This window comes from Mesorhizobium sp. M0088 (assembly GCF_040322895.1).
In the GTDB taxonomy this organism is placed as follows: Bacteria; Pseudomonadota; Alphaproteobacteria; order Rhizobiales; family Rhizobiaceae; genus Mesorhizobium.
In genome coordinates this window covers 1-20040 of record NZ_JAMYUI010000031.1, presented here as the reverse complement: position 1 = coordinate 20040, position 20040 = coordinate 1, and the positions used below count along the sequence as shown (strand labels likewise).

Genomic DNA, 20040 nt, shown 5'->3' with positions numbered 1-20040 from the left:
AGTCCCGAAGCAGGGAGGGGCAATACGCTCATAGGGATGGCTTCCTTGCAGGGCCGACGGCCGGGTTCCCCGGCAGTGTCGATTTCGAGGGAAACAGCCAGGCGATCGCACCCGTGGCGATTGCCGAGCAGAAGATGAACAGATGCAATGCCAGCGCTGCCTGAAGGCCGCTCTTCATGGCAATGCCGGAGGTGAGCAGCGCCGCCGCTGCACCCGCTTCGTAGGTGCCGAAGCCGGCGACGCCTTGCACCGGTAGTATGGCGGCGCCTTCGGCCCCGACGACGCCTGGAAAGGCGGTCGAAAAGGATGTCCCCAGTAGCATTGCCAGCAACCATCCCTGCACAGTGAGCTTCAGCGACCAATTGGCGATCGTCCACCACCAGCCATAACGCGATCGGCCGGTCGCCTCGGTGAAGACATCGCGCAGCCTGCCGAGTTTCGCCACGATCTTGCCGCGGCCTGCCCAGTCATGCGGCGCACGCGCCCAGCGCGGCAGGTACCAGGCGGCAGCGATTACCGCGGCCACGCCCGCGATTCTTATCGCCGGATGCAGGCCCGGCCACACAGCCAGGGCCAGCACGCCGACGACGAAGGCGTCCTGCAGCCTGAACCACAGCAGCGAGGCGCTGGCACGCATGATCGGTATGCCGAAGACCTGGCGCAGGAGCAGGGGAAATGCCGTCTCGCCGCCGCGGAAGGGCACGACGTTGATCATCGCATTGTGGATCAGAATGACGCGCAGGCAGGCGCCGAAACGGCCATGCACCTCCTCGCGGAACTCGTCGCAGACGCGCAGCGCGCGCAGCACGTAGGTGACGAACAGCGCAAGCGCCACGGCCGCGAAAGCGCCGGGCGTGATGCTCGCGAAAGCATCGCCCACCATCTTCCAGCGCGAGTCGCTGGCGACCCACGCTAGTAGGGCCAGGGTCACGATTATTGAGATTGCTCTTTTCAACCAATTCTCCGCCGGTTTCCACCGCCGAGTTCAAATGGCAGCACCGCGTGGTGCCCGAGTATCCCTACCGCCATCGGGGATCGGTTCGCCTGGCCCACCGGCTTGCCGAGTTTCGGCAGGAGAACGCGACCGCCGAACCGTCGGGACAATATCCTGTCCAAGGCCCACAGCCCCAGACTGTCGCGGTTCTATGGACGGCTGATCCTATAGACCAGCAAATCGTCCGAATCCACAAGCTTGGTTGCGGTCTTGTCGAGATAGTCGATGACCCCGTCATGATGCTCGAGGAACAGCCGGTCCTGCTTGTCGGCGGCGTTCTTGGCCGTGCCGAACAGGTCCGCGCCTTGCGCGCGCAATTCCTCGAGCTGCGCGATCGCGGTGGCATCGTCCGCTACGAATTTCGACCATTCGACATCGCCGCCGCCAGGCGGGAACACCCAGCCGCGCGCTCTGCTGTAGTAGACGGCGACGGGATCGCCGACCTCGGGCGCAATGGCGACGACGAGGTCGCCCGGCTGCGCTAACCGCGCCAGTTCGTCGCCAAGCAGCTTGCCATTCATGGCGATCGGCGTCTTCATTGTTCTGACAAGGGGAAAAGTCGACCAGACCAGCGTGACGGCCGCGATGCAGATCGCGCGCAGCACGACCGCCGGGGACAAAACGGGTCCCGATGCAAGCGTTGCCAGGAGAAACGCGCCGCGGCCGCAGAACATCGCGAATGGCACATGGAAGATGTGGTAATTCCAGGGATTGCTGGTGATCTCGCGCGCTGCCGCCAGATAGATGACGATGGCCGCAGCCAGCCAAACATAAGGGATGGCCGAAAGAGTGCGTTGCTTGGGGTCTTCGACGGGTCTGGGCGGCAGCCAGAAGCCGATCGCGATCAGCACCATGAACGGATAGCCGTAGAACCACCAGACTGAGGTGTTCCATACGGATTTGAAGTAGAAGCTGTTCCTGAAGAATGTCCAGAAACCGGAATCCCAGATATAGCCGCTGCCCGCGACATGAAACGGCGGATAGCTGCGGCCGAGATAAATGGCCCAGCTGAAATAGGCGCCGATGATGGCCAAGCTCAAAAGCCCCAACAGGAAGACCTTGGCCGCCTGCTTTCGCTTGTTCTCAAGAACCCAGGAAACCATGAGGTAGAAGATGACGGCGCCGGCGGCGAGGCCCGGCGGCTTTGCCAGCACGCCGAGCGAGAAGCTCGCCGTGGCAAGCGGCAGGAGCCAGCCGCTGCCGCCGGCCCAGTATTTCGCGAACAGCCAGACGCCGAGCGTCACCAGGGCCAGCATCGCGGGATCGGGAAGAAACGAGCTGTCGATCATGATCGCCGCCGGCATCAGCGCGTAGGCAAGCGCCGCGGCGTGAGCGTGGGTCTCGTCCCAGCATAACGCCGTTAGCCTGTGCAGCGAAAACACCGTCACCAGACCGAAGAAGGCCGCTACCATGCGGCCGAACCAGTCGTGCCAGCCGAAGAGTTGATAGAGCAGGGCGGTCAGATAGCTGACGATCTGGAACTCGCGGCCCTGATAACTTGGCCCGGGTCCGGTCCAGCTGACCTCCGGAAAGAAGATGTTCCAGCTGCGCTGCTGGAAATTGTCGGCCATCATTGCCGTGCTTACCTCGCGCCAGCTGAAGGCATCGACGAGTGGCAAGGTGATGTTGTGGAACCTGAACACGACCGCAATGAACAGGATGCCCAGCAATATCGCCATGTTGGGGCTCAGGGTGCTGCTAGCAGCCATCTCCCGGTCGCTTGACTGCAGGTATTGCTGACCTTCGGCCTGATTCAACTCCGGGTCGTCCGTCATTTGAAACCGCGTCCTCCCTAACGTCTGCGGATGTTGCTTTTGAGCGCGATTGTCGGAGGTGGAGGAATATACGACGCAATTCTTAATTTTGACGATTGCGGCTGCGTGTGTCTCGAATAGTTGTTGTTTATCCGCTTGGCGAAGGTTGACATCACCGTTCTCGCGACTGTTAAATAGTTTCCTAGGCTGTCAGAGCGCTGATAGTGCTACCTTGGGCCAAACAGGCATGCGCACGCCAATTGTACCGACAGATCTGACCAGATTGCCGCCGCTTTGCGTCGACCGTCGGCAACACAGACCCCGTCGGTTCGCAAGTTGCACGCAGCTTATGTTTCTCCTGGCTCTCTGCGGCCAGACGGCGCTTTCGGGAACAGCGCACGCGGCTGCCGCCAAAGACAGCGGACCGGCGCAAGCGGTTGTCGCCACCGTTCCGACTGCCTACGAGCTGTCGCTTCTTTACGCCGATCGCACATGGGTGTGGAAAAACGGAGCAGCCTATTTCGCACAGGGCAATCGACGCCTCGAGGCCTGGACGTCCGGGCCGGACACGGCATCTTTCGCGGCGGGCAGATGGCTGGTCACCAGCAACGGTAAGATGTGCATGGAACTCGCCTGGCGGTCGAAGGGCTACACCGGCAAGCAAAAACGCACCTGCTACAGCCACCGGATTCAGGGCGGGAACATCGAGAAACGCGAGGATCCGGATGGGGAATGGTACAGTTTCAAGCGATCTCCCGAGGATGCTTCCGACGAATACCGGAAATTCGAAGTCGGTAACCCGAAGGGCGCGCAGTTCGAAGAGACCCGCAAGCTGGTCGATTCCAAAAATTAGGTACGCAGCCGACCCATCCTGACGAGTTGAACAAAATCACTCAATCCCGCTTTCGAGAGCGGACTGCAATTGCAAGGCACCTGTCAGGGATCTGGCGAATCGCTTATGGTAAGACATCAAGCAGTTCGGCTGGAGCCGTAGGCGCGCGGATCGCTGGTTGATGGCATCCAACTTTATCTGACAGAACGACGAGACGATGGGCCCTACCATACGGTTTTGATGAAATTTAATAATTAGTGATGTCTAATATTTACGTGTGATGTGCGAGTGGTCACTCATGCGGCGTGAGAGCGGCGAAGCATAGTATGTCGCGATGCGCCCTTGGCTTATACTTGATAGCAAGGGACACATGATGAACAATTCAGCGATGGGTGCAGTCAACCCAAGCAAAAATATCGTATCTATTAGAAATATCGTGGCTATCGTTGCGGCCGCGGCGATGATCTCTGTGGTTGCAGGGTGTCAGAGTATGGATGCGACCGAAACCAATTCGGTCCTCGTCAAGCCTGTGGTCCACGCCATCCGCAGCCAGCCCGTGCAGGCCGGATTTCTCGTGCGCTCGCTCCGGGCCGACCTTCCGATCCAGATGACAAGCACAACAGGAACCGAAAGTGCCTACGCCTTTGCACCACCGCAACGGATCAGAGCCAGCACGCCGGCGCCGGTGAAAATCTCGTTCAATCCTGGCGATGGCGGCACGTTCTCGGGCGGCTCGCCTTATATCTGCAGCCCTAGCGGGTTTGGCCAGCGCGCGAGCTGTCGCCCCCGCTATCTCTGACCCGTCGAGCGGCGACCGACGTTGCCGCCCTGGCTGGCGGCAGTTTCATTGGCCTGGTCTTCAGTCCGAAAAAAGGAGCGGCCGTCCTGACAATCGTGTCGATGTCTGAAAGTTCCGGCACAAAGCCAAGATGTTCGCGTGCGCTTCCCGGATCGGCGTAGAGCTCCGCCGGATCTCCGGCGCGCCGGCTTCTGAACACTGCCGGTACCGGTCTTGACGTCATTCGGCCGACCGCCTTGACGATTTCCTTGATGGAGACGCCTCGCCCGGTGCCGAGATTGACCGCCAGGCTTTGCCCGCCACCCTCGAGATGCATGAGCGCTTTCAGGTGGGCGCGGGCCAGATCGGTGACGTGGATATAATCCCTTACGCAGGTGCCGTCCGACGTGTCGTAGTCGGTGCCGAAAACCTCGATCGCGTCGATGATGCCCGATGCGGCCATGAGCACTCTGGGAACCAGGTGGGTTTCCGGCGAATGCCACTCACCAAGCTCGCCGTCGGGATCGGCGCCACAAGCGTTGAAATAGCGCAGGATAGCAAATTTCATTCCATACGCGGAAGCATAGTCGCCGATGATCTGTTCGCCCATCAGCTTGGAGCGCCCGTAAGGGCTGATCGGATTTTGCGAGGAGGTCTCGCGAACGGGCAATACTTCCGGCACGCCGTACGTCGCACAGCTGCTGGAGAAGATGATGTTTTCGACCGAACAAGCGCGTGCGGCATCGAGCACCGCGATGGTGCCTGTCACATTGGTTGAATAATATTCGGCCGGCTCGCGAACGGACTCTCCGACATAGGCCAGCGCCGCAAAATGGATCACAGCCGTCGGCCGGTGCGTTTCCATCGCCCGCTTCAATGCATCCCGATCCCGGATATCGCCGACGACAAGCGGGCCCCAGGCGACGGATCTCTCGTTGCCGCGGCTCAGATTGTCGAAAACCACCGGCATGTAGCCGGCGGAGGCCAGCTGCTTGCAGGTGTGGCTGCCGATGAAGCCGGCTCCACCCGTCACCAGGACTGCCGGCCGGCTCATGAGGCGGCAGCTCCTCTGGCAATGCGGTTTCCGTAGAGCAGGGTGTCAAAATACTCGACGGTGCGCGCGAGCCCTTGGCTCAAGCTGATTTTCGGCTCCCAGCCGAGATTGGCCTTGGCAAAAGAGATGTCCGGCTTGCGCTGCCTGGGATCGTCGACGGGCAGCGGCCGATGCACGATCTTCGATCGGGCGTTGGTGTAATCGACGACCAGCGTCGCCAGTTCCATGATGGTGAATTCGGCAGGGTTGCCGAGATTGACCGGGTGGGTGGGCGCGCTCGGCGCGTTCATCAGCCGGACAAAGCCCTCGATCAGATCGTCGGCATAGCAGAAGGAGCGCGTCTGCTGGCCGCTGCCATAGACGGTCAGGTCCTCGCCGCGCAGCGCCTGGACGATGAAGTTCGAAACCACACGCCCATCGTCGGGCTGCATGCGGCGCCCGTAGGTGTTGAAAATGCGGGCGACACGGATATCGAGGCCATAGGTTCTCGAATAATCGAAGAACAGGGTTTCGGCCGAGCGCTTGCCTTCATCGTAGCAGGAACGCGGTCCGTGCGTGTTGACGTTGCCGAAGTAGCTCTCGGGCTGTGGATGCACGAAGGGATCGCCATAGACTTCGGACGTAGAGGCCTGGAATATCTTGGCGTTGTTCTGTCGCGCGAGTTCCAGAAGGTTCAGCGATCCAAGCACGCTTGTCTTGAAGGTGTGGATCGGGTCTGCCTGGTAGTGCGGCGGAGAGGCGGGGCAGGCGAGATTGTAGATCTCGTCGCACTGAAGATCCGAAGGCAGTGCATCGACGATGTCGTGCTCGATACAGGTGAAGCTCGGGTTCCGCAGAAAGGTGTTGAGATTGTATCTTTTGCCGGTGTGGAAATTGTCCAGCGCGACAACGTCGTATCCGTCCCGCAAAAGACGTTCGCACAGATGCGATCCTAAAAACCCCGCTCCTCCGGCGACAAGGGCGCGTCGTCGGCTTTGGTTGGCGCCCCTTTGGCTGCCGGATTCCAGTTTCAGAACCTTGACAAGCTTACCCATGCTTTCCTCGCACGCACCGCACACGCTACCGCCGGGGCCGGGACAAAGCATCGCCCGGCCACGTTCCTGAGAACGTGGCAAACCTCCGCGTCTGCGGAATCGCCATCACTGATGTGCGTTAATTGTTCTTTGGCTTTCGCGAAGCTGGTACGACTACACGACCTCCGTGCTGCCGCTCAGCATTCTCTGCGCCCCGAAAACGCGGTCACCCGCTCGGTGTCACCATCGCCGATTGCTCGCCCAAATTGCACATCCCAACATATCGAAAATATACCTGTGGAAATTATAGTCAACTAAATTAGTGATTTCTTAACCAAGTGCGCTCGCGGATGGTTAACATGAGGGGGCGAGCGTCTCTCGGGCTGAAACACGGCGCATACGGAAAATCCTCTTTACTAATCAGCATATTGGCTCGATCGACGACAATGTATGACCGGACGCGGAAGCTGTCCCTTGAGGTAGAATCGAAACTTGACAGCAAGGACGACCGAGAATGAGCCGACAGCGATGTCAGCGCAGCGCGCGAAATACTCGGCTTAATTTTTGAGCGCATAGGTAGAACCTTGAATTGTTGCGCGGCCACGCCGCCAATCTGGTTGCGCTCGCACCCGCACGGCCCACCTCCAGGTGGCTGCCCGCAACTGGCCATCGCCTTTTGGCCGTCGGGGCGCTATTGGCAAGGTCACGATACGCCATGGTGATCTGAATGCGCTTTCTGTTTGTCCTGATCCTGCTCGTCGGCGCCGGCATCGGTGTCGTCTATCCCTGGGCGGTGAGCAACTTCTCCGGCCATGAGATCGGCACCTGGCGGGTCTATGAGCAGGGCCGCTTCAAGCCGCTGACGGTGCCGCTCTCCGGCCGCGACGCGCCGGTGCGGGTGCTGGTCGACCTGACCGCAAGAGCAGAGCGCATCGTTTCGCAGCAGCGCACCGTGCTGACGCTGACCGCTGCAAGCAATGGCCGCACGGTGCTCGCCTCGACGCTGCAGTTCAACCATTCCGACAACCCTCGCCAGGTCAGTCCGCAACTGCCCGACAAGATCTTTCGCGACGAGGCCGGCGTGATCGCGACCGTCAGCCCTGGCCCCTATATCTTCACCGTCGGACCGGGTGATGCCGACGACATACCGATGCGGGCGGTCGATCTCATCCTGCGCTCCGGCGCCGGCGAGATCGACAGCCGTGCACGGCCGGTCGGCTTCGCGCTGATGGCGATCGGCCTGATCGGATTCTTGCTGACTTTGCGCACTCGTGGCGGCCGGCCGGAAAATCCCAACTCGCAGCCGCCACCGCCGCGTTGGGGCAGGGGCTGATGCATGTCGCCCAAAAGTGTGCAGCGGTTTTGGGACAACGACATGCATAACGGCACAAAACCATGAACTACCGCCACGCCTATCATGCCGGGAATTTCGCTGACGTCGTCAAGCATGTCGTGCTGACGCGCTTGCTCGAGTATCTGAAGCAGAAGGATAAGGCGTTTCGGGTCGTCGACACCCATGCCGGCATCGGCCGCTACGACCTGTCGTCCGCCGAGGCGCAGAAGACGGGTGAGTGGCAAGGCGGCATCGGCAGGCTGATCGATGCCCCGTTCGCCGCTCCGGTGGCGGCGCTGCTCGCGCCTTATCTGGAGACAATACGGTCGCTCAATCCCGAGGGTGGCATCCAGAAGTACCCGGGCTCGCCGCTGATTGCACGCCATCTCATGCGCAAGCAGGATCGGCTGACGGCGATCGAGTTGCACCCCAAGGACGCCGCGAGGCTGAGGACGTTCTTTGCCGGCGATTTCCAGGCCCGGATCATCGAGCTCGATGGCTGGCTGGCGCTCGGCGCGCATCTGCCGCCGAAGGAAAAGCGCGGCCTTGTCCTCATCGATCCGCCATTCGAGGAAGCGGGTGAGTTCGAACGCCTCGTCGACGGGCTGATAAGGGCGCACAAGCGGTGGCCCGGCGGCATCTACGCGCTCTGGTATCCGATCAAGGACCGCAAGGCGATCATCGCCTTCCGCAAGGCGCTGAAGCAATCCGGCATTCCGAAGCTGCTCGACATCGAGTTCGAGATCAGGCCGGCCTCTTCGGAACCCAGCCTCGACGGCAGCGGTCTGCTGGTGGTCAACCCGCCGTTCACGCTGGAGGGCGAGATGCGGACGCTGCTGCCGGCCCTGCACAGGCTGCTTGCGGTGGGGCGACCGGCGCACTGGTCTTTGGAATGGCTGGCCGGCGAGCAGGCTTGAGGCGGGCTCATCGACGACCCAGTGACCGTGCTCCTTTGGGTCTGGATATGAACGTGCCAGAGCCATTCCGGTGCGTGCAAATTCGGCTTTGGTCAAAAAGCGGTTTCAAACTGGGAAACCATTGTCAACGCAACCGCTTGACCGCCGCCGAGCGAATCCGCACAGTGCGCGCAATCGACCTTGAGAGGCTGCCATGACTCGCTTCGCCAAATCCGCCCTTGCCGCCCTGATTTCGCTCTGCACCCCGCTTGCCGCGCCTCTCGGTATCACCCAGACCGTGCAGGCCGCCGATCTTACTGTCTATTCCGATGAAGACAGCGGGGTCTGCGGTCAGCCCTGGGTACTGAACAAGATCACCAGCCGCTTTTCCTATCAGGTGCATCACGTGCCGCATCTGCCTGACGTGCAGATCACCGATTTCCGGCGCATCCACCAGCATCGCTATCTGGCGGCCAACGATACCTGGCCGATCGGTCGCCGTTATTGCGGCGCCACCGTCAGCCTGTCCGACGGCCGCGATCGCACCATCTGGTACCTGATCGAGGAAGGCCAGGGCTTTGCCTCGATCGGCGACAATGTCGAATTCTGCGTCTCGGGCTTCGACCGCTGGATGGTCTACAACGGCCGCTGCCGCATTCTGCGCTAGACCCCGTTTCCCCTTCCAATCTCTTTCGCGCCTGTGGCCTGATCGGCCGCAGGCGTTTTTTCGTGCCGTTGACAGCAGGTTCGATCCGTCGCATACAGGCGAGACAGACCTGTCTCACTACTAGGTAATCTCCATGACGCCATCGTCCGCTTCCGGCAAGCGCCAACACGTCGTTGACACGGCCTACGTGCTGTTCAAGCGCGCCGGCTTCCATGCCACCGGTATCGACCGGATCATCGCCGAAGCCGATGTGGCCAAGATGACGATGTATCGCCACTTTCCCAGCAAGGACGAACTGATCGTCGAGGTGCTCGACTATCGCGCTATGCGTTTCGACCGCCAACTCGACCGGCTCGCCCAAGAGGACGTTCCGCCGGAGCAGAAAATCGGAAAAATCTTCGACTGGCATGCACGCTGGTTCCGCAGCCCGGATTTCCATGGCTGTCTGTTCGCACATGCGCTGGCCGAGTTCGGCGATCCCGGGCACCCGATTTTCGAGGCCGTTGTCAGGCAGAAGAACGGCCTCAAGCGGCGCATGCAGTCTATCCTCGAAGAGATGATGCCGCACGGCCGCGCCGAGAGCGTGGCGGCGACGCTGCTTATGCTGATCGAAGGTGCGACCTTGCTGGCGCAGATGGGGCAGGCAGAAGCCGCCATTCGCGACTCCCGCAAGGCGGCCATGGGCATCGTCGCCGCCTCGCGCCGGCCGCAATGAGCCCGCTGGTCATCGGGCTCGCATTGTTTGCGGCGATCCTGCACGCAAGCTGGAACGCGTTCCTGCGCACGGGGGCCGACAGGTTGTGGACCGTCACCGTCATGAGCTTTTCAAGCACGGCGCTCGCCATCCCCTTCGCCTTCTTCCACGACCTTCCGGCCGCGCCGGCCTGGTTCTATATCGTGCTCTCGGCCTGCCTGCAGGTTGGCTACACCTTGTTTCTCGTGGCCGCCTACAGATATGGCGAACTGGGGCAGGTCTATCCGATCGTTCGCGGCAGCGTGCCGCTGCTTGTCACGCTCGGCGGGTTCTTCCTGGCCAACCAGCAGCTCACTCTGCCGCAGACCGTCGGCGTCGCGCTGGTCGCTGGCGGCATCATGGGCCTTTCACTCGGACGGGGCAGGGCCGCCACGACATCGATATTCTATGCATTGGCAACGGGAGCGATCATCGCCGCCTATGCGACGGTCGATGCGCTCGGCGTTCGGGCGGCGGGAAATGCCGGCGCCTACACTGCATGGGTCCTGCTGATCTACGGCGCGTTGCTGCCGGCGGCCTTCGTCGCCTGCCGTGGCCGGCTCATTGTCGACCCGCGCGCGCCTGAAACCTGGAAGGCGCTGGGCGGAGGCCTGTTTGCACTTCTGGCCTACGGTGTCGTGGTCGCGGCCTTCGCGCTCGGACCAGCAGGTCCGATCACCGCGATCCGCGAAACCAGCGTCGTCTTCGCGGCCTTCATCGGACGCCTGTTCCTCGGCGAGATGCTGACGCCGCGGCGGGTCGGCGCCTGCGCTATCGTCGCGCTCGGCGCCATCTGCCTCGGCTATCAGTCGTGACGGAAATGCGGATCGCGAAGATTCTGGACGGCAGCCCGTCTCAGGACGGCGAGGGCTGCTGACGATTTTTGCCACCGGCATCGCGCTCAATCTTGGCAATCCGAAAATGCCGTTGTTCTACGTCGCGCTGTTGCCTAGCGGCGTCGGCGCATCGCTCAATGCTGCTCATCTTGGTGTGCTGACGATGGTGATCCTGGCCGTTGAAGCGGTGGTGATCGGCGTTCATGTCATCCTCGCCGGCCGCGCCCGCAGCCTGTTGCGCACGCCAAGGATCGTACGCCGGGTGACCGCGCGGCGGGCGGTGTGATGATCAGCGCCGGCGTTGCCGTTGTTGCCGCGCGCTGAGCGGATTGCCCAGTCGCCACGCTATTTCCTGCGCGGCATCGCCTGATCGATGATCTTGCGCAGGAATGCGGCGTGGCCGCGGAACGCGCGCCGTCCGCTGGTCGTCGCCCTGACGCGCGTCTGCGGCCGGCGGCCGACGAACAGCTTTTCGATGTCGACATAACCGGCCCTGGCCAGCGTATCGAGATGCGCGCCGAGATTGCCGTCGGTGACGTCCACGATGGCCTTCAGCCCGGTGAAGTCCAGCGTTTGGCGCCTTTCCAGCATGTTCAGCGCGGCCATGATCCTGAGCCGAGTGCTCTGGTGGATGATTTCGTCGGCACTCATCGATCGGCTCCGGTGCAGCCAAGCCGGAGGCCACCGACAACCATGCCGCCGCCGTGGCGGACCGTCTTGGCAATCTCGAACGGCGACAGCGCCATTTGCCCCTGTGCGATGGACATCGAAGTACTCCGGCATGCCGTGCAGAATACTCTGCCATATAGAGTAGTCTGTCAATTCACGAGCAATCGGGTCTGCGATCGCGCTTGACAAGGTGATGCATTGGCCGGCTGGCGCATTGCAGTATAGATCGTCCGCCTGCATGAGATGATCGCACCGCTGAGGCTGTGGTCATGATATTGGCGGACGAAGATCGACACGCAAAGCTGTTCGCTGATCTTCGGAGCTTCACGAGAAGAGCGCTCCCGCGGAGTGTGGAGAATGTCGGCGACACATTCTAGCCGATGGTCGAAGATCAGCAGTGAATTTCTGCGACGATCAGCACGATCATGTGCCGATCGTAACCGAAAGTTAAGTTGCGAAAATCAGTCTATTGCTTCGCTGGCTAGCAAGCCGCGAGTCAGATATGCATGAGCGCGCCGGGTCATTACGGCCGTCGGCACAACGGAAGGGGCATCGCATGGCTAAGCAGTCATCCAAAGCGCCGGCGTCGAAGGCACCGGCAAAGAAAGCACCCGCAAAAGCAGCGACGGCGAAGGTCGCAGCTGCAGTGAAGAAAGCAGCACCCGCTGCCAAGCCGAAGGCCGCGGCGGCCAAGGCAAAAGCAGCACCGGCCAAGAAGCCGGCAGCGAAAGCTGCTGCGAAACCGGCAGTGAAGAAAGCAGCACCCGCCAAGGCAGCGGCAAAGCCGGCGGCGAAGGCGGCACCAGCCAAGAAGCCTGCAGCGAAGGCTGCGGCGAAACCCGCAGCGAAGAAGGCAGCACCTGCAAAAAAACCGGCTGCCAAGGCTGCACCTGCCAAGGCTGCACCGGCCAAGAAGCCGGCTGCGAAGGCTGCTCCGGCAAAGAAGGCTGCGGCAGCGAAATCTTCAGCACCGGTGAAGAAAGCGGCACCTGCGGCCAAGCCGAAGGCAGCACCCGCGAAGGCCGGCAAGAAGTAGTCGCGTCTTCCCTCGCCGGGGGCGGTGCCGAAACAGTCAAGGGCGGGTGCCTGACAGGCGCCCCGTTCGTTGTTTGGCAGTCGGAAGGCGAGAACAGAGGCGGACGGAGGATATCTTTTCGCAGCTCCCAGGACTTCGCCATAGGGCGGAGTCCGGTGGGGCTTTTTGTGCCATTCATGCGCTTGATGAAATATCGGCGCGAGGCCCTTCGGTCATGGCTGTCGGCTGAGTGATCCCTGCGATTCTGGCAACTCGGCGACTATGTGATGAAGCACCGTCTTCATGGAGCGCTCGCCAAACGGCCCCGGCCGATGAGTCCGCTCGCTGGGCGGCCGGGTTTTCCGCTTCTGGCCATTGCTCGATCGCGCTTGATCGGTCAACACTGCCGGCCTGCAAAACAGGAAACCGATCATGCCCAGACTGCTCTATGCGTCCTCCTCTCCCTACAGTTCCAAAGTGCGCATGGCAGCCGCCTATGCCGGCATCGACATCGAAACGGTGGCGGTCAAAACGGACGACAAACCGGCCGAACTGATCGGCGCCAACCCGCTCGGCAAGATCCCGGTTCTGGTGCTCGACGACGGCCGCTCCATCCACGACAGTCGCGCCATCACCCAGCATCTCAACCGTTTGTCGAAGAGCGCGCTTTTTCCACGCAATCCCGACAAGCGGCTCGAGGCTGAAGTGCTGGAGGCATTGGCCGACGGCATTTGCGACTGCGCGCTGTCGATGGTCTATGAACGGCGCACGCGGCCCGAGGAGATGGTCTATCAGCCTTGGCTCGATCGCCAGTGGGCGAAGATCACGGCGGCACTCGACCTGCTGAATGCCAACCCGCCGAAGCTGCCGAAGAAGATCACCGCCGGCCAGATGGCGCTGCGCGCCTGCCTTGGCTATCTCTCGCTGCGTTTTGCCGGAAAATGGGAGAAGGGTCGCGCCCGGTTGACGCGATGGGCGGCACGCTTCGACGAGAAGTTTCCAGAACTGAAGCCCTGCATTCCTGGTTGATAGCCGATTGCCCGGAATTGATTTCCCGGGTTATCGATTCGATCACCGGGAAAATCACTCAGACACAAAAAAAGCCGGGCGCGAGGCCCGGCTTTTTCGTGTCGTGGCTTGAACGACTTAGAACTTCATACCGACGCCGAAGGTGACGCGGTTGTCGGTGGCCTTGACCTTGCCGATGCCGTCGAAGCTCTTGCTGCCGAAGTCGGTGTAACGATACTCGACGCGGCCGAAGACATTGTCGGTCAGCTTGATGTCGGTGCCAACACCGGCGGTCCAGCCGAGCATCGTTGCGCGATCGCTGGCCCCAAGGACGGTGTCTTCCACCTTCAGGCTTCTGCCGGCGAGACCGCCGGTGCCATAGAGCAGGATTTCTGGGCTGACCGCGTAGCCGAGACGGGCACGCAGCGAACCTTCAAAGCCGGCCTTGGAGTCGATGCCGTTGTCGTCGCCCTTGACGCCGTTGTAGCCGAGTTCGGCTTCAGCGCCGTAGACGAAGTTCTCCTGCTGCCACTGGTAGCCGCCGAAGACACTGCCAACGAAACCCTTGGTATCGGTTTCAACGTCGAAATCCTTTTCTTTGGTCCGGCCGCTGAAGCCATAGCCGACGTTGAGACCGGCGTAGGGGCCAGCCCACGAAGCGACCGGAAGTTCAGCGATCGGCGCAGGTGCCGGCGGCTCTTCCGAAACCACGTCAGCAGCATAGGCAGTTCCGCTGAGGGCGAAGAGCCCAAGCGCAACGGCCAGCGGCCGTGCGAATTTGAGATTGGCTTGCATTGTTCTTTACTCCTTAAGCCACAGGACACAGGCTTGTTTCTCACGATCGCCATCTACCCGTCCGGGGGGTGAAACGGATCTGGCGTTCGTCGGTTCCAAATGTCGTGTCAAAATGCGGCTGAAGCGAACCTGAACTTGGGTCATTCCCCGGCACGAATGAGGCAGAACCTTGACGTTGCATCTTCGCAACAGCGAAATGGCAGGAACCATCCCATGCTGCGCTGCACACCGCTTGGTGCAAGGACTCCAGCACCCTATATTGCGGTCGTGCGCGCCCGAGTCCAGGGCGGGCCGGGATGTCCAAACGGCCGTTTCGCCACAATGCTGCCCAAGGTGCGAACACCATTTAACGCATGCCGGGCCATATTTCGCCGGCACCGCTTTTTCGGGCCGAAATTGAGGATTGACACCATATGAGCAAAGCCACTGTCACGGCGCTGGTGACGGGCGGGGCCAGGCGGATCGGCAGGGCGATCGTCGAGGATCTCGCCGCGCACGGTTTTGCCGTCGCCATCCATTGCAACCGCTCGCGCATCGAGGCCGATGCGTTGGCTGCCAAAATCATCGCCGGAGGTGGCCGCGCCGCCGTGGTCGCCGCCGACCTGACCGATATGGACGCCGTCGACGATCTCGTCGGCCAGGCGCAAGCAGCGCTCGGACCGATCCCGCTGCTGGTCAACAATGCGTCGCTGTTCGAGGACGATTCGGTTCGAGATTTCGACTGGCGGGCCTGGGACCGGCACTTTGCCGTCCATGTGAAAGCGCCCGCGCTGCTGGCGCAGAATTTCGCCCGGGCGTTGCCGGCAGGGCAGGAGGGCCTGATCGTCAACATGATCGACCAGCGCGTCTGGCGTCCGACGCCGCGCTACTTCTCCTATGCGCTGTCCAAATCGACGCTGTGGACGGCAACGCAGATGATGGCGCAAGCGCTCGGCCCCAGCATCCGCGTCAATGCCATCGGCCCGGGGCCGACACTGAAGAACGCGCGTCAGGACGACAGCGATTTTGCCGCACAGGTGGATGGCTTGGTCCTCAAGCGCGGCCCGGAATTGCCGGAATTCGGCGCCACGATCCGCTATCTCTGGGAAGCGCGCTCGGTCACCGGCCAGATGATCGCGCTTGATGGCGGCCAGCATCTTGCATGGCAGACGCCCGATGTGACAGGCATGACGGAATGAGTCCTGTAGACCACAAAAGCAAGCCGCGCGGCGGCGCCGACGATCTGCCCCCCGATATCGACCTCGAGGACGAGGCGGTCGAGGAGATCGTTGAAACCGTCGGTCCCGATGTCGCCTTCACCGCCATCGACTGGACACCGCATGCCGGCGACGCGGAAGGCATGATCGGCGCCGAGGTGATCCAGACGCTGGTCAAGCGGCTTCCCAATGCGCCCGGCGTCTACCGCATGATGAACGCTGCCGGCGATGTGCTCTATGTCGGCAAGGCGCGCAGCCTGAAGAAGCGCGTCACCAACTACGCGCAAGGCCGTTTCCACACCACCCGCATCGGCCGCATGGTGCGCGAAACGTCGACGATGGAGTTCGTCGTCACCCGCACCGAGATCGAAGCGCTGCTGCTCGAAGCCAACCTTATCAAGCGCTTGCGGCCGCGATTCAACGTCCTGATGCGCGACGACAAGTCGTTTCCCTACATTCTCTTGACCGGCGACCATGTCTCGCCGGGCATCTACAAGCATCGCGGCGCGCGCTCGCGCAAAGGCGATTATTTCGGCCCGTTTGCCTCGGCCGGTGCCGTTGGCCGTACCATCAACTCCCTGCAGCGCGCCTTCCTGCTCAGGAGTTGCACCAACTCGTTCTACGAAAACCGCACGCGGCCATGCCTGCTTTATCAGATCAAGCGCTGCGCTGGTCCCTGCACCGGCGAGGTCTCGCATCAGGACTATGCGGAACTGGTCGGCGAGGCGAAGGACTTCTTGTCCGGCCGCAGCCAGAAGGTGAAGACGGAAATCTCGGCCGCCATGCAGCAGGCGTCGGAAGCTCTCGATTTCGAGCGCGCCGCGATCTATCGCGATCGACTTGCGGCCCTGTCGCATGTGCAGAGCCACCAGGGCATCAATCCGGCGACCGTCGACGAAGCCGATGTCTTCGCCATCCATCAGGAAGGCGGCCAGGTCTGCATCCAGGTGTTCTTCTTCCGCACCGGCCAGAACTGGGGCAACCGCGCCTATTTCCCCAAGGCCGATCCGGCGTTGGAAGCAGCCGAGGTGTTGGGTTCGTTCCTGGCGCAGTTCTATGACGACAAGCCGACGCCGCGGAACATTCTTCTGTCGCATGGCGTCGAGGATCAGGAACTGCTGGCCGAGGCGCTCTCCACCCGAGCTGGCCGCAAGGTCGCGATCTCCGTGCCGCAGCGCGGCGAGAAGAAGGACCTGACCGACAACGCTTTGCAGAATGCCCGCGAAGCGCTCGGACGCCGGCTGGCTGAAACCTCCACCCAGGGACGCCTGCTTGCGGGTTTCGCCGAGACATTCGGCCTGGCCAAGCCGCCGGTGCGCATCGAGGTTTACGACAACTCACACATCATGGGCACCAACGCGGTCGGCGCCATGGTCGTCGCCGGACCGGAAGGGTTCGTGAAGAACCAGTACCGGAAATTCAACATCCGCTCGACCGAGATCACACCTGGCGACGATTTCGGCATGATGCGCGAGGTGATGGAGCGACGTTTTTCGCGGCTGCTGAAGGAGCATGGCGATGTCCCGGCTGGGGATGCGGCTGATGGTTCGGCGGACGATATGGAGGACGATATCTCCGGCAGCTTCCCGGCCTGGCCCGATGTCATCCTGATCGACGGTGGCCAGGGCCAGATGACTGCGGTGCGCAAGATCCTCGCCGATCTCGGCATCGAGGACCGGGTGGTGGCCATCGGCATCGCCAAGGGCCAGGACCGCGATGCCGGCCGTGAGCGTTTCTTCGTCAAAGGCAGGGACTCGTTTTCGCTGCCGGTTCGCGATCCCGTGCTCTATTTCGTCCAGCGCCTGCGCGACGAGGTCCACCGTTTCGCCATCGGTTCGCATCGGGCGCGCCGCAAGAAGGAGATGGTCAAGAGCCCGCTCGACGAGATCAGCGGCATCGGTCCCGGCCGCAAGCGGGCATTGCTGCTGGCATTCGGCACCGCCAAGGCGGTCAGCCGCGCCGCCATCGAGGATCTGCGGAAAGTCGACGGAATTTCCGAACAGGTGGCGAAACTGGTCTACAATCACTTCCACGAGAGTTGAAAAATCCGGCACTTTCATCTGGCCTGTCGAATCTGGCCTGTTGACCCCCTACATTCGCATCTGATTTGAGTAGGCAGGCAGAAAGAGTTTCCCAGACATGGCCAAGCGCGCGTTCAACCTGCCCAATATGCTCACCTACGCCCGCATCGTCGCGGTGCCGCTGGTGGTGCTGTGCTTTTTTCTCGAAGGACATCTGAAGTCGAGCGACTTTGCCCGCTGGTCGGCGCTGATCATCTTCCTGCTCGCCTCGATCACCGATTATCTGGACGGCTATCTGGCACGCGCCTGGCAGCAGACCTCCAACATCGGCAAGATGCTCGACCCGATCGCCGACAAGCTGCTAGTCGCCACCTGCCTGCTGCTGCTGGCCGCCGACACCGATCGCCATGCGGGCATTGCCGGCTGGTCGTTGTGGGCGGCGATCATCATCCTGTGCCGCGAAATCCTCGTCTCGGGCCTGCGCGAATATCTGGCGGCTCTCAAGGTCTCGGTGCCGGTGACGCAGCTGGCAAAATGGAAGACCGCCATCCAGATGGTCGCCATAGCGTTCCTCTTGGCCGGACCGGCGGGCGACAAGGTCTTTCCGCTGACCACGCAGACCGGGCTGGTTCTGCTGTGGATCGCGGCGTTGGTCACGCTCTACACCGGCTACGATTATTTCCGCGCCGGCCTCAAGCACATCATGGACGAGTGAGATGACGACACGGCTCATCTATTTTGCCTGGGTGCGCGAACGCATCGGCATGGCTGAGGAGGATGTCGACCTGCCTGCGGGCATCGAGACGGTGACCGATCTCCTGCGCTGGCTGAAATCGCGCGGCGATGGCTACGAGCACGCTCTGCAATATCCCGACGTGATCCGCGTCGCCATCAACCAGGAACATGTCGAGCACCGCGAGAAGATCGCGGGCGCCCGCGAAATCGCGCTGTTCCCGCCGATGACCGGGGGCTGACGTGAGCGGCGCGGTCTTGCCTGTCGTGCGCATTCAGCGCCAGGATTTTGACGTCGCCGCCGAGATCGCCAGACTGACGCAAGGCCGCGCCGATATCGGCGCCGTGGTGACCTTCTCCGGCCTTTGCCGCGACGAGCAGGGCGCGCTCTCAGCGCTCGAGCTCGAACACTACCCCGGCATGGCCGAAGCGGAAATCGCCCGCATCGCTGTTGAAGCGGTCGAGCGTTGGCCATTGCAGGGGCTCACCGCCATCCACCGCCACGGGAAGATCGCGCCCGGCGAGAACATCGTGCTGGTGGTGGCAGCCTCGGCGCATCGCCATGCGGCGTTCGAGGCGGCGAATTTTCTGATGGACTATCTCAAATCGCGCGCGCCTTTCTGGAAGAAGGAGCATCGGGCTGACGGCTCGGAGGGTGGCTGGGTCGAGGCCAAGGAAGCCGATGCAAACGCCGCGCAACGCTGGTATCAGTCCGAATAAGATCCGCCGCAGCCATGCATTGACCGCAATCCTTTGGCCAATTGGCGGGATTGGTAAGCCCGGGCATTGGCAGCCCGGGGCATTGGCAGCCCGGGGTGAGGGAGATGGTCATGCTGGACAGGATCGCGGAGTTCTTGATCTTCGGTTTCGTGCCTCTGGTCGTCGGCATATTGGCCGTTCCGGAGCAGTCTGTTGCCGCCGAAAGGGCCGTGAGAGGCGAGGTGATCTATCGCGAGCGCATTGCCTTGCCGCCCAGTGCCGTGCTCTCCGTCCAGCTGGCGGACGTGTCGCTGGCCGACGCGCCGGCCACCATCATCGGTGAGCAGCAAGTAAAGCCGGCAGGCCAGGTGCCGATCAGCTTCGAGATCAAATTCGATCCTTCGGTCATCCGGTCGCAGATGACTTACGCGTTGCAAGCCCGCATCACCGTCGACGACAAGCTGCTGTTCATCTCCGATATGCGCCACCAGGTCGATCCGTTGGCCGACGTGCCGCAGACCATCATGCTGAAGATGGTCACCCCGAGTGCCGAGCCGACGGCTTCCGTCTTCGACCAGCTCTGGCTGGTCGACTATATCGACGGCATCGGCGCTATTGCTGCCCCGCAAGCGACGTTCAGGGTCAGCGGGGCCGGCAAGGCGGGCGGCAGCGGCCCCTGCAACACCTACTTCGCCACCGCCAAACTCGATGGGCAAACGATCGCGATCAGAGACATCGGCTCGACCTACAAGGCCTGTGCGCCCGAGGTGATGGCCGAGGAAAAGGCGCTGTTCGATGCGTTGGCCAAGGCGGCGTCATACCGTGTCGATGCCGGAAAGCTCATCATTGTCGACAAGGATGGCCGCGAGATCCTGCGCTTCAGCGCGGCGAGCTGACCCCGACGAAAAAGGCCGGCGAAACGCCGGCCTTTCAGACTGCTGACAAACCCCTGGCATTTGCTGGGGGTTTTTGATTCACTGGGTCATGTTGAAGCGACCCGCCCCTGAACAGACCG

The 20040-nt window shown here is 62.0% G+C and carries 21 protein-coding genes and 1 pseudogene; 15 read left to right on the top strand and 7 right to left on the bottom strand.

Annotated features, from left to right (window positions below):
- Positions 1 to 28 precede the first annotated feature (28 nt).
- Both NKJ67_RS29865 and NKJ67_RS29860 read right to left on the bottom strand, forming a co-directional pair.
- The gene (locus NKJ67_RS29865; RefSeq protein ID WP_127270649.1) at positions 29 to 955 is read right to left on the bottom strand and encodes a lysylphosphatidylglycerol synthase domain-containing protein; all 927 of its coding nucleotides are present in this window, start codon (positions 953 to 955) and stop codon (positions 29 to 31) included.
- Between the two features lie 188 nt (positions 956 to 1143).
- Complete coding sequence (locus NKJ67_RS29860; RefSeq protein ID WP_352584842.1) at positions 1144 to 2769, bottom strand: ArnT family glycosyltransferase; 1626 nt, start codon at positions 2767 to 2769, stop codon at positions 1144 to 1146.
- 328 nt (positions 2770 to 3097) lie between these two features.
- Here NKJ67_RS29860 and NKJ67_RS29855 point away from each other — a divergent pair, with 328 nt between their 5' ends.
- Both NKJ67_RS29855 and NKJ67_RS29850 read left to right on the top strand, forming a co-directional pair.
- Positions 3098 to 3601 (top strand): DUF995 domain-containing protein, encoded by a 504-nt coding sequence (locus NKJ67_RS29855; protein WP_127270645.1) that lies wholly within the window; start codon positions 3098 to 3100, stop codon positions 3599 to 3601.
- A gap of 349 nt (positions 3602 to 3950) precedes the next feature.
- Positions 3951 to 4379: a hypothetical protein gene (locus NKJ67_RS29850; protein ID WP_245470210.1), complete on the top strand. Its 429-nt coding sequence runs from the start codon at positions 3951 to 3953 to the stop codon at positions 4377 to 4379.
- Here NKJ67_RS29850 and galE read toward each other — a convergent pair.
- Positions 4333 to 5412, bottom strand: coding sequence for a UDP-glucose 4-epimerase GalE (gene galE / locus NKJ67_RS29845; RefSeq protein WP_127270642.1), 1080 nt, complete (start codon positions 5410 to 5412; stop codon positions 4333 to 4335). The genes NKJ67_RS29850 and galE overlap by 47 nt on opposite strands.
- A complete protein-coding gene (locus tag NKJ67_RS29840; RefSeq protein WP_352584839.1) occupies positions 5409 to 6446 on the bottom strand; it encodes a UDP-glucuronic acid decarboxylase family protein in 1038 nt (345 codons plus the stop codon). The genes galE and NKJ67_RS29840 overlap by 4 nt, the downstream gene beginning before the upstream one ends.
- A 706-nt stretch (positions 6447 to 7152) precedes the next feature.
- Between NKJ67_RS29840 and NKJ67_RS29835 the strand changes: the two genes are divergently transcribed.
- The 6 genes and pseudogenes from NKJ67_RS29835 to NKJ67_RS29810 form a co-directional block, all read left to right on the top strand.
- Positions 7153 to 7758 (top strand): hypothetical protein, encoded by a 606-nt coding sequence (locus NKJ67_RS29835; protein ID WP_352584837.1) that lies wholly within the window; start codon positions 7153 to 7155, stop codon positions 7756 to 7758.
- Between the two features lie 62 nt (positions 7759 to 7820).
- Positions 7821 to 8675, top strand: coding sequence for a 23S rRNA (adenine(2030)-N(6))-methyltransferase RlmJ (locus NKJ67_RS29830; RefSeq protein ID WP_256745630.1), 855 nt, complete (start codon positions 7821 to 7823; stop codon positions 8673 to 8675).
- A gap of 193 nt (positions 8676 to 8868) precedes the next feature.
- On the top strand, positions 8869 to 9321 hold the full coding sequence (locus tag NKJ67_RS29825) for a hypothetical protein (protein WP_023813788.1): 453 nt from the start codon (positions 8869 to 8871) through the stop codon (positions 9319 to 9321).
- 133 nt (positions 9322 to 9454) lie between these two features.
- Positions 9455 to 10036, top strand: a complete 582-nt coding sequence (locus NKJ67_RS29820) for a TetR/AcrR family transcriptional regulator (protein WP_127268685.1) — start codon at positions 9455 to 9457, stop codon at positions 10034 to 10036.
- Positions 10033 to 10869 carry an EamA family transporter gene (locus NKJ67_RS29815; protein ID WP_352584835.1) on the top strand — a complete coding sequence of 279 codons (837 nt, stop codon included), beginning with the start codon at positions 10033 to 10035 and terminating at the stop codon, positions 10867 to 10869. The genes NKJ67_RS29820 and NKJ67_RS29815 overlap by 4 nt, the downstream gene beginning before the upstream one ends.
- A gap of 31 nt (positions 10870 to 10900) precedes the next feature.
- A pseudogene (locus NKJ67_RS29810) lies at positions 10901 to 11214 on the top strand (LysE family translocator); the annotation flags it as partial.
- 21 nt (positions 11215 to 11235) lie between these two features.
- On the opposite strand, the gene NKJ67_RS29805 reads toward NKJ67_RS29810, so the two are convergent.
- Together NKJ67_RS29805 and NKJ67_RS29800 are read right to left on the bottom strand one after the other, a co-directional pair.
- Positions 11236 to 11541, bottom strand: coding sequence for a transcriptional regulator (locus NKJ67_RS29805; protein WP_127319031.1), 306 nt, complete (start codon positions 11539 to 11541; stop codon positions 11236 to 11238).
- 465 nt (positions 11542 to 12006) lie between these two features.
- The gene (locus NKJ67_RS29800; RefSeq protein ID WP_256745626.1) at positions 12007 to 12588 is read right to left on the bottom strand and encodes a hypothetical protein; all 582 of its coding nucleotides are present in this window, start codon (positions 12586 to 12588) and stop codon (positions 12007 to 12009) included.
- 418 nt (positions 12589 to 13006) lie between these two features.
- On the opposite strand from NKJ67_RS29800, the gene NKJ67_RS29795 reads away from it, so the two are divergent.
- Positions 13007 to 13603: a glutathione S-transferase family protein gene (locus NKJ67_RS29795; RefSeq protein ID WP_127319025.1), complete on the top strand. Its 597-nt coding sequence runs from the start codon at positions 13007 to 13009 to the stop codon at positions 13601 to 13603.
- 117 nt (positions 13604 to 13720) lie between these two features.
- Here NKJ67_RS29795 and NKJ67_RS29790 read toward each other — a convergent pair whose 3' ends face one another.
- Positions 13721 to 14377 carry an outer membrane protein gene (locus NKJ67_RS29790; protein WP_023812630.1) on the bottom strand — a complete coding sequence of 219 codons (657 nt, stop codon included), beginning with the start codon at positions 14375 to 14377 and terminating at the stop codon, positions 13721 to 13723.
- 413 nt (positions 14378 to 14790) lie between these two features.
- Between NKJ67_RS29790 and NKJ67_RS29785 the strand changes: the two genes are divergently transcribed.
- The 6 genes from NKJ67_RS29785 (at position 14791) to NKJ67_RS29760 (ending at position 19921) form a co-directional block, all read left to right on the top strand.
- Positions 14791 to 15555, top strand: coding sequence for an SDR family oxidoreductase (locus NKJ67_RS29785; RefSeq protein WP_127319023.1), 765 nt, complete (start codon positions 14791 to 14793; stop codon positions 15553 to 15555).
- Positions 15552 to 17615 (top strand): excinuclease ABC subunit UvrC, encoded by a 2064-nt coding sequence (uvrC, locus tag NKJ67_RS29780; RefSeq protein WP_127267619.1) that lies wholly within the window; start codon positions 15552 to 15554, stop codon positions 17613 to 17615. The genes NKJ67_RS29785 and uvrC overlap by 4 nt, the downstream gene beginning before the upstream one ends.
- 97 nt (positions 17616 to 17712) lie before the next feature.
- A complete protein-coding gene (pgsA, locus tag NKJ67_RS29775; protein WP_127331833.1) occupies positions 17713 to 18309 on the top strand; it encodes a CDP-diacylglycerol--glycerol-3-phosphate 3-phosphatidyltransferase in 597 nt (198 codons plus the stop codon).
- A 1-nt stretch (position 18310) separates the two neighbouring features.
- A complete protein-coding gene (moaD, locus tag NKJ67_RS29770; protein WP_127267618.1) occupies positions 18311 to 18568 on the top strand; it encodes a molybdopterin converting factor subunit 1 in 258 nt (85 codons plus the stop codon).
- A gap of 1 nt (position 18569) precedes the next feature.
- Positions 18570 to 19046 carry a molybdenum cofactor biosynthesis protein MoaE gene (locus NKJ67_RS29765; protein WP_127267617.1) on the top strand — a complete coding sequence of 159 codons (477 nt, stop codon included), beginning with the start codon at positions 18570 to 18572 and terminating at the stop codon, positions 19044 to 19046.
- A 110-nt stretch (positions 19047 to 19156) separates the two neighbouring features.
- Positions 19157 to 19921 carry a YbaY family lipoprotein gene (locus NKJ67_RS29760; RefSeq protein ID WP_128310011.1) on the top strand — a complete coding sequence of 255 codons (765 nt, stop codon included), beginning with the start codon at positions 19157 to 19159 and terminating at the stop codon, positions 19919 to 19921.
- Positions 19922 to 20040 lie beyond the last annotated feature (119 nt).